This window comes from Acaryochloris sp. IP29b_bin.137 (genome assembly GCF_028285745.1).
GTDB lineage: Bacteria > Cyanobacteriota > Cyanobacteriia > Thermosynechococcales > Thermosynechococcaceae > Acaryochloris.
Genome location: NZ_JANQOP010000141.1, coordinates 1 through 12,534, shown reverse-complemented (window position 1 = coordinate 12,534; position 12,534 = coordinate 1). Strand labels below are relative to the sequence as shown.

At 47.4% G+C, this 12,534-nt stretch carries 7 protein-coding genes and 1 pseudogene; 4 read left to right on the top strand and 4 right to left on the bottom strand.

All coding sequences use genetic code 11. The features are described from left to right. Positions 1-255 (top strand): annotated as a pseudogene (locus tag Q0991_RS10920) (IS1 family transposase); the annotation flags it as partial. A gap of 46 nt (positions 256-301) precedes the next feature. On the opposite strand, the gene Q0991_RS10915 reads toward Q0991_RS10920, so the two are convergent. Further along, the gene (locus tag Q0991_RS10915) at positions 302-1,192 is read right to left on the bottom strand and encodes a PhnD/SsuA/transferrin family substrate-binding protein (protein WP_299488295.1); all 891 of its coding nucleotides are present in this window, start codon (positions 1,190-1,192) and stop codon (positions 302-304) included. Positions 1,193-1,497: 305 nt separating this feature from the next. On the opposite strand from Q0991_RS10915, the gene Q0991_RS10910 reads away from it, so the two are divergent. After that, the gene (locus Q0991_RS10910) at positions 1,498-2,418 is read left to right on the top strand and encodes a DUF3365 domain-containing protein (RefSeq protein ID WP_299488293.1); all 921 of its coding nucleotides are present in this window, start codon (positions 1,498-1,500) and stop codon (positions 2,416-2,418) included. A gap of 8 nt (positions 2,419-2,426) precedes the next feature. On the opposite strand, the gene Q0991_RS10905 is transcribed toward Q0991_RS10910, so the two are convergent. Further along, complete coding sequence (locus Q0991_RS10905; protein WP_299488291.1) at positions 2,427-5,114, bottom strand: FHA domain-containing protein; 2,688 nt, start codon at positions 5,112-5,114, stop codon at positions 2,427-2,429. Positions 5,115-5,278: 164 nt separating this feature from the next. Further along, positions 5,279-6,571, bottom strand: coding sequence for a serine/threonine-protein kinase (locus Q0991_RS10900; protein WP_299488289.1), 1,293 nt, complete (start codon positions 6,569-6,571; stop codon positions 5,279-5,281). Between the two features lie 1,036 nt (positions 6,572-7,607). On the opposite strand from Q0991_RS10900, the gene Q0991_RS10895 reads away from it, so the two are divergent. After that, positions 7,608-8,726, top strand: coding sequence for a hemolysin family protein (locus Q0991_RS10895; RefSeq protein ID WP_366524948.1), 1,119 nt, complete (start codon positions 7,608-7,610; stop codon positions 8,724-8,726). Here the strand turns inward: Q0991_RS10895 and Q0991_RS10890 are convergent. Further along, a complete protein-coding gene (locus tag Q0991_RS10890; RefSeq protein WP_366524947.1) occupies positions 8,723-10,417 on the bottom strand; it encodes an iron ABC transporter permease in 1,695 nt (564 codons plus the stop codon). The genes Q0991_RS10895 and Q0991_RS10890 overlap by 4 nt on opposite strands. Positions 10,418-10,562: 145 nt before the next feature. On the opposite strand from Q0991_RS10890, the gene mnmG reads away from it, so the two are divergent. Next, positions 10,563-12,470: a tRNA uridine-5-carboxymethylaminomethyl(34) synthesis enzyme MnmG gene (mnmG, locus tag Q0991_RS10885; protein ID WP_299488286.1), complete on the top strand. Its 1,908-nt coding sequence runs from the start codon at positions 10,563-10,565 to the stop codon at positions 12,468-12,470. The last annotated feature ends 64 nt before the right edge of the window (positions 12,471-12,534 follow it).

The following is a 12,534-nucleotide window of genomic DNA, read 5'->3' as shown; positions in this document are numbered from 1 at the left end:
GTATGCAAAGCCCTGACCCAACGCTTAGAGCGGAGCAATGGCATCGTGCGTCAACAGACCGGGCGATGGCATCGACGGCAGAACAAATTTGGCAAAGTTTGGCAACAGAGTGCAGTGACGTTAAGACTGGTGCTGGCTTATCTCAACTGGATCTGGTGCAACTCTCGATTTAAGAATACGGCTGCCCAACGTGCTGGACTGACGGAGCATCCTTGGGAATGGCAAGACTTAGCCACTTATTCCACACTTTGTTGACGCACAATCGTCTAGACGCGTCTAGACGATTAAACCTGTGCAATACCTATTGTGTAAGGCCTTCTGTTGCCTCATACAAGGGGGCTGGTTTTTCCCTGATCCGCTGGGCAATGGGTTGAACTCGCTTAACGACTTTAATTAAGTATTCATAATTGGGCGGTTGGGCATTCGAGATATAACCTACCGATCGTTTAGTGCCAGGAGAAGCAGACTCTAGGGCATCTAGGAGTTGCGTCTTCAATGCTTCGTCAACATCAGGGCCCACTAAGACTGAACCAGATGGCACCAGATGAGAATCCCGATACAGAATGCGAAATTGAGTCTCCTTAAAATCAGAACGATAACGCTCAAATTCTGCTAAGGAAAGAGCACCTGCCACCACTTCCCCTTGATTAACCCACTTTAAGACTTCCTTCGGTGTAGCCCCAAACTTGATTTCTGCCAGCGTTAGACCATATAGATTAAAAACAGGGAAATAGTAGCCTGCCGCTGAGCCTTTTTGGCCTAAAGCAACGGCTTGGTTACCCAGATCAGTGAGTGCAGCAGAAGGGTGGTCATCTCGCACGACAATCACAGACTGCTCCTGTTCGCCCCCTTCGCGAGGTAACACGGGAACATACTGAGCTTGAGAGATGGCAATCGCAGCTAGGCCTGGTGGAGCGAAGACAAGATCCCAATTTTGCCGCTCAATCTGATCTATGGCTTGAATTTCATTAAGAGCGGGTTCAAATTCAATGAGGCTTTTTAATTCCGTGCCTAAATGCTCTTTTAGGTCGGCATATTGTTCTAAAGAACGGGAGCCTTCCCCATAACTGACAACACCAACAACTAATTTCTTTAAGGGTTCATTTTCTGTAGAGTCACAGGCGATCAACAGCCATAAAATCGGCAGTAAGAAGATTAGGAAAAAACGGCGGGAATGCATCTTCCAGATCATAAAAAAACTTCATCTAAATTATCTATGATTGATCTTGTCGTAGTTCATCTAGCTAGGCTAAGCTTGAAACTGCTTCTACGATAGTACGATCAACCAATCTCAAGTGCCTTAGCAGCCAGCAGATAGACAAAGTATTTACCTAGCATAGAACAAGTTCGATCAAGACATCAAACAGAGGGATAATCGTCACAAAAATTCTCCCTGGAAAACTAAATAAATCCACCTTTACATGACGTAATATTTTATTTGTGTCCGCTGAATATTGAAAACAAATACCTATTTCCAATAGTTAAGGAATTCTGCCAATGTTCCAAAATCTAAAACTGGGCGTCAAGCTGAATCTTATTTTGCTTTCGGTTTTCTTAATTATTGTTTTGATTAACGGCTTACTGCTATCAAATATTCTGCAGGAAAATGCTGAACAAGAAGTCAAGGAAAAAGCTTTGGTCCTGATCGAAACAATGACATCTGTTCGAGAATATACCAGCAAGCAAGTTAACCAAGGGACAATCCAAAAATTATCCCCAGATTTAGAGATAGACGGTCAGTTTATCAAAACAAGCGTCCCTGGTTATTCTGCAAGGGAAGTTTTTAGTAACTTGCAAAATCGGGAGCAATACAGTGATTTTTTCTATAAAGAAGCAACCCTAAACCCAACCTATATCCGGGATAAAGCTGATAAATTCGAGACTGAAATCGTTGAGAAATTCCGAAGTCAACCTGATTTGCAAGAGCAGGTCGGTTTCCGCAAAATTTCAGCTGGGGATCTCTTTTATATCGCCCGACCTTTGCAGATAAAAAGCGAAAGTTGTTTAGTCTGCCACAGCACGCCTGACAGAGCACCGGCTAGCCAAATTAAAACCTACGGAGATACTGGTGGCTTTGGTTGGGAACTGAATGAGATTATTGGTGCTCAAATGATTTCTGTGCCAGCCAGTAAGGTATTTGCAGAAGCACGGCGATTGCAATTACTCGTGATCGGTATTTTAGCGGCAGGGTTTATCGTCGCTGCTATTATTCTCAACCTGTTCTTGAAGTTTTCTATTATTACGCCCTTAACGCAGATGTCCAAATGGTCTCGGGATGTCAGTACTGGCGCATTAGATAGTGACTTTGAGCATAAACCCAACGACGAAATTGGCGTGTTAGCGGCTTCCGTAAACCGCTTAAAAGTCAGCTTAGAAATGGCGATGAATATGCTGAAACAGAACCCTGAGAATTCTTAGGTGCTACCTTATAAAAAGTCTTTGGCTTTTTGAACGGCTAAAGTTAGAGCGAAAATTGCAAAAATAAAGATGCCGAAAACGCCGAGGTGCTGATTGACATCCACCTTGAAGGTATTGCTAAATTGCTCATTGATACCATTGATTAAGCCTTCAGCAGAACTGATCGCACCATTCCGCTTTAAGTTCCACTCCGTTAGATCTTCTTGATATTGCTCTAGATCTTTGTTGAACGCATCAAATGCGCCAGGAGCTTGGGCAGCAGCGCCGGTGGGTTGTTTGGGTTGTTTGGGTTTAGGCTGATCAACGATGGGATCATATTCCTGCAAAATGCCGGGAAACTCACATTTCTTGAAGACACTTTCTCCCATACAGTCACAGTTTTTTTTGCGTTCATCTTTGATGTCGTTATATTCTTTAACCTTGCCAGAGGTAATATCCTGCCAACAAGGATCTTCAGCAACGTCTATTCCTGCTTTTGAAAGAGTAGACAAAGCTTCAAAAGGCCATTTTGTTAGGGAAAGCTTGTTAAGAATCTGACCGGGAGGGCCAAAAGTATCAATGGGTAAGACACCTCCCCCGAAAATAATCTGAGGGATGAGAAAGACCAATACCAGAATCGGCGCCACACTTTGGTTCGGAGCTGCTGCCGATCCTAAGAGTCCTAATAACATCCCAGCAATAACAGAGAGGGTAATGGTGAAATACATGCCTAACAAAGTGCCAGGTTCACTCGGTAAATCTGGGATAGCAATCACTTTAAAGAGGAGGAAAACACCGCCTTGATAGAGTGCCAGCAAAATGCTGACCCAGACTTTTGAGAAAACATAAGGAATGATTTGTAAGCCGATAATTCTCTCGCGACGATAGATATCGACTTCTTTAACGATTTCGCGCATGGTTGGGAGTGCGCCAACCATGACGGAGAATAAAATTGTTGTGAATAGCATCGTCAGCGCTAAATTAGCGCTCCCATCTTCCCTATTAAAAAGGGGTTGACTCCAGGTCACGAGATCGAGCAGGCCGAGGATGGGGGCAACAGCCAGCATAAGCAGAAGGCTAACGCGATCGCGCATCAGAATCGCAATATTTCGTTTCGATAAAATCAGGAACTGTTTCCAGCTAGAAATGGTTTTGACCTGGGCCCCAGGTAGCTGCTGTCGCAGGCGCTTGGGACCTTTTTGCGTTCCAGAGGTCCCCAAGGATTGTTGACGCTGGGCCACATATTTTTGGTAGAGGGGCGATCTCAGATAACGCTGCTGCCACTCTTGAGGAGACAATTCATGCTCAACCTTACTGTAAATTTGATTAAACTTTTCAACCCCGAAATACTGAGGGGCTTCTTTGGGCGGGCCATAGTAGGCTAGGTAGCCACCTCGCGCCATAAATACGACCTGATCACAGAGGGTGACATTGTCTGTGGCATGGGTAATTAACAGAATCGTTCGGCCTTGATCTGCAAGTTCTCGCAACAACTGCATTAGCTCAGCTTCAGTACCGGGATCTAAGCCTGACGTCGCCTCATCCAAATAGAACAAACTGGGCTTTGTTAGCAGTTCCACACCAATGGAGACCCGCTTAATTTGCCCCCCACTCAAAGATTTAATGGGAACCGAGCGGCGATGTTCGAGTCCCAAGTCTTGCAGGACCTCATTAACTCGCATTTTGCGTTCTGCACGGGTCGTATCGGCTGGCATTCGCAATTGGGCCGCAAAATCTAATGCCTGCTCAATAGTTAACTCCATATGGACAATGTCTCGCTGGGGGACATAGCCAATTTCGCTACGGTAGGCATTGAAATTTCGATATAAATCGGTACCGTTGACTAAGACATTGCCGCTAGTGGCGGGTCGAAACCCATTGAGGGCATCCAACAACGTCGATTTACCGCCCCCACTGACGCCAGCAATGACGACAAACTCTCTGGCCTGGATAGACAGCGAGATATCTTGAAGAAGGTTGAGTTCTTTGTTGATGACCTTGTTGAGACCCACCGCATCGATCCGAAGATTCCCCTCGTCATTGCTGTGTAAGAGGGTCTCATTTAAGTTGAAGGAAAGCGTTGTTGGACCAATCCGAATTGTGTCACCCACGCGCAACGGATGATGGCCCACAATTTGTTTGCCATTCAAAAAGGTGCCGTTGGTCGAATTCAGATCAACAACAATGTATGCCCCCTCCTGCTTCTTAATTTGCGCGTGAAATCTGGAAACAGAAGGATGATTAATGGTCATGTCATTGAGCGGATCGCGGCCCAATGTTAGTGTATCTCTCCCCTTTAAATCCAACTGTCGAGCTTGGGTGGGGGGTGAGGCGAATCCAGCTTCCGGCAGGCCTGAAATAGTTGTTTTTTGGGCAGAGGCCGGAACAGCGGGTTGTGCGGGAGCAGCTGCGACAGAAAAGATAAGTTCATAGTTGCCAATGCGGACTTGGTCACCAGCAACCAGTGATCGGGGGGAATGGGGCACCAGCTGAATCCCGTTGACATAGGTCCCATCCGAGCTATTCAGATCGGTCACGACGTAACTGTTCCCCACGTACTTTATAACCGCATGCCGTCGAGATACCGATAAATCATCGCTTAAAACTAGCTGATTGTCTGGAGATCGACCGATGCTAACTTCACTGGGTGATAGCGGAAACTCTCTAACTAGAGCTTGGTTTTTACGAATCTCAATTTTGGCAGCAGGATTTGGCATTGTCAGGGTTGCGACAGCATGAATACAGTTTGCTCGCAATGGGTTGATTGTGATCGAGGTAGCCCACGATTGACGTCGCCTTCTCGGTCACTTACATCCGAACATTCATCAATATTAATCCCATTAAAGTTCGAATCCTTCAAGATGAACTTTTTCGTAAGCCTCTAAGACCGTAACCGTTGACGGAATTCTGTTGATTGCTCAGCGATCGGAATTTGCTGAGATAACAGTTTAACCAGTTCTTGTTCAGTGACATTGGGATGCTGAGTAAGCGTACGCTGGTAAACAATCGCTGAAATAGGACCGATGAACTCTGCTAAAACTTGCTGACACTTTTGTCCAAATTCAGGCCGAATCATCGGTTTCGAGTTGGCCATAATTGGTGCTGTAGCAGATTCAGGTGCTGCAGAGTTGGGCCCAGGCGGAGGGGGATTCGTAGGAACCGCTTGGCTGCGAGGGGGATGAGCCGTTCCTGTGGGTGTCGCTGTAGGGGGCGTTTTAGGATGAGGTGAATTGACAGCTTGGGTCGGTTCCAGCTCTAACGCTTTATTGAGGGCGACCTTAGGGATCGACTGACCACTGCTTTCTAAGACGACGAGTTGTTGCAAGACAACTTCAGCATTGGCAGGACGTTGGCTAGCAGTGGGCGCCATCAGCCAATCCAATAGATTGGCAAATCTGGGTGAAATATTAATGGCAGTGGAGCGCCATTCAAACTCATCCTTGCTCCCGTCGTAGAAATGACTGAGTTCTTTGCCAGTGACCAGGTACACAAAGGTTCTGCCTAGCGCAAAATAATCGGACTGGGGAACCGCTTGACCATGAATTTGCTCACGGGGAGTGTAAAAAGATGACACGACCCGAGTCCCCCCTTGTTGCGTATTCGTGACATTTGTCACGGATCGGGCAGTGCCAAAGTCGACTAAACAGATATTGCCGTTTGCTTTCAGCATAATGTTGGACGGCTTGATATCTCTATGAAGAACCTGTTGACTGTGGACAACTTGCAGGATCTTAAGAACTTGCTTGAGCCATTGGATAGCTAATTTCTCGTCAATTGGATGGCCCCGCTGTCGCAAATACTCTTGTAAATCCAACCCCACGATCTTTTCCATAACCAGACAGTGCAAAGGCTCTTTCCAGTTCCGCGGGTAAAAGGTGAAATATGAATTGGGTTCAACTTTGGGAATGCCCGGATGATTGAGCTGGCTGAGTAAATTCGCTTCTCTCTGAAATAGTTCTACATGCTTTGGGTAATTATCCGTGAGTATTTTAAGAATTTTAGGACGACTATCCAGATCACTGACTTCATAGGTTTTACCAAATCCGCCCTGGCCTCGCAGTCTAAGGACTCGATAGCGGCCCTCTAACAGCAGTTCTGATCCACAGCTCGCACAGAACAGATGTTCATCTGAGCTTTGTGGATCAGAGCAACTGGGATTGATGCAAAGACTCATGCGAAAGATAAAGAGACAGAACGGGAGTAAAGGCAGAGGGGTGTAAACGTGATGATGGTCAGTATTTTGAGGAAAGACGAGGGAACTGGCGATGCGTTGATGGTGCTTGTCCTACAAAAACTGAGTTGTAGGCTAACAACTTGAACGTTTCTACGGAATCGCATTATGGCGGGTCGGGCTGCCCTGGTAATACCAAGACGGTCGGTCCCTAGCAATATTAAGGCGGTTACATCACCTATTACCCCCCTATAAAAACATCAATGGCTATGGCGATCTTTATGCATGGGAAAGGAACCTATCAAGAGGTTACCCAAAAACGCTAGATATTTTTGTACTTGAATAGCACTCAGTGTTGTTGGCCAAACCTTCTAGTTCCAGTGTATGGTTCATAAGGTCGCATCGGATATGATCCCGGTCATGGAGATACCTTTCTTATGATCAGGACTCAAGTGTGATCTGCAGCAACCTGCTATGAACGCTTTGGTTTCAGGATTGCTGAATCTGAGTCTAAGGCCCTTGACGGTAGAAAAGGCATGGGGATGAATAGACCTCTTGCATAATTCAGTTACCGATATGGTAGAAGACTAAAAATTCAATTCGGATCACGACATAAATTTAGTGAGTAACACATCATGAAACGAATTATGCAAGAGGTCTAATAGAACTCTTGTGATCGGTGAGTATAGATATGTCTAATCAATCGGGAGAAGGAATATTCTGTCGGCATAATTGGCCCAATTTTTCCTGAATTGAGGAGTCTTAATCTGCTCTGGGGGCCAGTGCTACAGTAGCTGCCGTTTGGCTCAGACAGAAGCAGTCAGTTTGGTATTTTTTGTGTTGACTAAAAAATGCAGACGTCGTCACTCTATTTAACGTAAAACTTAACAAATCTGTATCAAGCTGGGTTGGGGCACCTTGTTGAATCTTAAAAATGCAGATCAGCGCCATGTAAATGTGAGAGTAACGATAAGATATATCTCTGGGCAATGGTTTCGATAGCATTTTTTCACTCTCAATAACGTCTGTCCTCCAATCAATGTTTCTGCTGTTTATCTCCCAATTTTTAATGGCTAGTGCAGTGAGGCCATTGTTGGGAGATTTTCGATTGGACCTGATGATTTTAGTCATCCTGTTGTTCCTGTCGGCCTTTTTTGCAGGGTCTGAAACGGCGATCACGGCATTAGACAATCTTAAGCTCCGAGCGCTGATCAAGGCCGAAGGGGATCCGGGTGGAATTTATCGTTTAGTTTTAGAGAAGCGAGCCCGATTCATCACAACGCTACTCGTGGGCAATAATCTGGTCAATAATTTTGCTGCCATTTTGACCAGCAATTTGTTTGTGATTTGGTTCGGTAGCGCTGGAGTGGGTCTTGCAACGGCGGTAGTGACATTTTTACTACTCCTGTTTGGGGAAATTACGCCCAAATCCCTGGCAGTGAATAATGCGATGCCCATTTTCCAATGGGTGGTTCGCCCGATTTATTGGCTATCCATTCTGTTATTGCCGATTATTCGACTGTTTGAGTCGATTGTGCAGGTTGTGGTGAGGGTCTTCCAGGGTGGCTTGAAGCAGCAAAATGAGTCACTGCAGGATTTACAACTGCTGATTGAGGTGCTGGGAGGGCGCGGTCAACTGGATTTACAAAAACGGCAGTTATTGAATAAGGCGTTAATGTTAGACAAGCTAACGGTGCGCCAAGTCGTCAAGCCCCGGGTGGAAATGCAGACGGTGGACCACCAGGCAACCATGCAGGATGTGATTGATATTTGCCTTGAGAGTGGCTATTCACGGATCCCAGTACAGGAGGAATCCAAGGATTCAATTTTGGGTGTCATCCACTTAAAGAGTGCTGTACAGTACCTAAAAACTCAAGGGAATGAAGTGGTTACAGCAGCAATGGACCCCCCGGTCTATATTCCAGAAACCAAACGGGTTGCTGACTTGATGAAGGAGATGCTGCATCAGCGGCTTCATTTAGCGATCGCAGTAGATGAATATGGTGGGACAGTCGGTTTAGTGACATTAGAAGATTTGCTGGAAGAATTAGTGGGTGAAATTTACGATGAGAGTGATTCACCGAGCTTTTCTCAGCCCCGACGATATTTGGGATTGGGGATACTTTCGCGTCCAGGTTCTAGTTCTAGTTCTTCTTAGTCTGCTGCCCGGGATCGCGACTGGGCAATTTGCCAACTGAGAAAAATAACCGGAAGTAGTCCGACCAGAATGATGGTCAATGCAGGTGCAGCAGCCTCTGTTAATCGTTCGTCAGAGGCATAGCGATACACACGGACAGCCAGCGTATCAAAATTGGGGGGCTGGATTACGATGGTCGCGGGTAGTTCTTTCATCACATCCACAAATACGAGCATTAAGGCTGTCAGTAGACTGCCTCCCATGAGTGGCGCATGAACTTTCAGCAATGTGCTGCGGGCAGTATGACCGAGGCTATAAGCTGCATCATCTAAACTCGGACGAATTTTAGCGAGACCTGACTCAACAGAGCCAAGAGAAACAGCGAGAAAACGAACTAAATACGCAAAAATTAAGGCTGTGATGGTTCCCTGGAGTAAGGAGCCAGAGTAGTGAAACCAAGCCTGCATCAGGGGTGCGATCGCACGATCCACTAGCCCTAACGCAATCAAAATTCCCACAGCAATGACGGAACCGGGAATAGCATAGCCCATAGCTGATACTCGAACTCCCAAGTGCATGATCGGAGTTCCTCTAAGGCGCAACCCATACACCAACACTAAAGAGAGCACAACTGCAACACCAGCTGTGAGAACAGCAAGAAGCAAGCTGTTCAGGGCTAGGGGTAAAAACTGCTGATCTAACGTTTCATCGGCATTATCCAACGTCATCTGGATCAAAAGACTGCCGGGAATGAGTAACCCTAGGGAAATTGGCGAAAAGCAGCTCCACCAGGCAAGTACGGCCCGTCCACCTTGGAGAGTGTAAGTTGATAACCGTTGAAACGGGCTGCTGGATTGGTAGTAGCGAGCTTGCCGCCGCGACCATCGCTCCAACAAAATCAAAACCAGGATAAACATCATTAAGACTGCAGCAAGCTGCGTCGCAGCGGGTCGTTCTCCCCCTCCAAACCAGGTTCGATAAATCCCTGTGGTGAACGTCGGCACACCAAAGTATTGCACCGTGCCAAAATCATTGAGGGTCTCCATTAAGGCCAATGCTAACCCAGCCGTGATCGCAGGGCGAGCTAAAGGCAACGCCACTTTGAAAAAGCTTTGCCAGGGATTACATCCTAAGGACCGGCTCGCTTCTTGGGTACAAATCGACTGTTCTAAGAAAGTCACCCGTGTCAGTAGATAAACATAGGGATAAAGCACCAAACTCAGCAGTGTGATCGCCCCCCACAGTGATCGAATATTTGGGAACCAGTAATCTGATGCGCTCTGCCATCCGAAAAGATCTCGGAGCAGGGTTTGAACGGGACCAAAATAATCCAAAAAGTCTGTATAGGCATAGGCAAGTAGATAGGCAGGTGCCGCTAAAGGCAGCAATAACGCCCACTCAAAGATGCGAACCCCAGGGAAATGGCACATGGTTACTAGCCAAGCAGTACCCACCCCAATGATGAGGACGCCCACACTAACCCCTAACATTAGTAAGAGGGAGTTAGTAATGTACTGAGGTAAGACCGTAGCGGCTAAGTGTTCCCAAGTTTCACTTTGATTGGTAAAAATGCTGCTCAATACCACCACAATCGGTGTGGCAATCAAGAGGGCAATGCTGATGATTCCCACTGTCCAAACATTCCATTGGAGCGCAGGATGGGTGAAGAATTGACGAGAGAGCTTAGGGAAAGATTTGGGAAGAGTACTCAAAATGGGGCGATGGAACTTGTGCGTCTAATGTCTAGTATTGCATTCCGTCATGTCATATCAGTGAGGTTGGCCAGCTTAGAGCCCTCTTCGGGAGTTTTCCAGAGAACCGTTAAAATCAGAGGGAGATCAGTTTAGGGCAGCACCGATGACGTCCCCCCAAGCAGTTGAGTTTTTGGATGAGTTTGAAGTCATTGTCGTGGGGGCGGGCCATGCGGGTTGCGAAGCCGCGCTAGCCGCTGCTCGGATGGGCTGCAGTACCCTATTACTCACCCTCAATCTCGACAAAATTGCTTGGCAACCCTGCAATCCAGCCGTGGGAGCACCCGCTAAATCTCAGCTCACCCATGAAGTCGATGCCCTGGGCGGCGAAATTGGCAAAATGGCGGATCGCACCTATTTGCAAAAGCGTCTGCTCAATCACTCCCGGGGGCCTGCCGTTTGGGCCTTACGAGCCCAGACCGACAAGCGCGAATATGCGGCGGTGATGAAAACCATCGTTGAAAACCAGGCCCATCTGACCGTGCGCGAAGGCATGGTCACGGATTTGGTACTCGGGGACAATGACGAAGTGGTTGGGGTCCAGACCTATTTTGGTGTGGCCTTTCGCTGCCAGACCGTTATTCTGACCACAGGAACCTTTTTAGGGGGACGCATCTGGGTTGGAGATAAGTCCATGCCCGCTGGGCGAGCCGGGGAATTTGCGGCTGAAGGACTGACTGAAACCCTGAATAAATTAGGCTTTGAAACCGATCGGCTGAAAACTGGGACCCCCGCTCGTGTCGATAAACGGTCTGTAGACTTTAGCGTAATGGAGCCTCAGCCCCCCGATCAGCAGGTGCGCTGGTTTAGTTTTGATCCTGCGGTTTGGATCGAGCGGGAGCAGATGAACTGCTATATCACCCGTACCACTCCTGAAACCCATCAGCTGATTCAGGACAATTTACACCTATCACCTGTTTATGGAGGGTGGGTGGATGCCAAAGGCCCACGCTACTGTCCCAGTATTGAAGATAAAATTGTCCGCTTTGCCGATAAGGCCAGTCATCAGATTTTTATTGAGCCAGAAGGCCGCGATATTCCTGAACTGTATATTCAAGGATTCTCCACGGGGTTACCCGAAGCATTGCAGTTACGCATGTTGCGATCGCTGCCCGGTCTCGAACAGTGTGCGATGCTGCGCCCAGCCTATGCGGTGGAATACGATTATCTGCCCGCCACTCAGTGCTACCCTACCCTGATGACCAAGCGGATCGAGGGTCTATTCTGTGCGGGACAAATTAATGGCACCACGGGCTATGAAGAAGCGGCAGCTCAGGGGATTGTTGCCGGTATCAATGCCGCTCGGTTGGTTAATCACCAAGAAATGATTGTCTTCCCCCGCGCTGAAAGCTATATTGGCACGCTAATCGACGATCTTTGCACCAAAGATTTACGCGAACCCTATCGGATGTTGACAGGCCGATCCGAATATCGCTTGCTACTGCGATCGGATAATGCCGATCAGCGCTTAACCCCCTTGGGCCGTGAAGTCGGTCTGATTGATGATCGGCGCTGGCATTTATTTACTCGTAAGCAAGCCACTATCACGGCTGAGAAAGAACGGCTCCATGCCACTCGCCTCAAAGAACGCGATCCCGCTGCTCAGGCCATCGTCCAAACAACAGGCGAGAAAATTAAAGGGTCGATTACCCTATCTGATCTGCTGCGTCGGCCCAAGTTTCACTACTGTGATCTCCAACAGCATGGCTTAGGTATCGAGACCATTGAACGCTCTGAACGCGAGAGCGTCGAAATTGAAATTAAATATTCCGGGTATATTCAGCGCCAACAGCGTCAGATTGAGCAGGTCAGTCGGCAGGAACAACGCAAGTTACCCGAAGATATCGATTACGCCAGCATCGAAACCCTATCCATGGAAGCACGGGAAAAACTAGCAAAAGTACGCCCCCTGACGGTAGGGCAAGCCTCTCGCATTGGTGGCGTCAATCCTTCCGATATCAATGCTTTACTGTTTTATCTGGAAACCTTGGCGCGATTGTCCCCAGTCCGCTAAACGCCTGTGATACCATATTAAAGTCTTGTTGGCTGTGGTCAACAACGGGATGTAGCGCAGTTTG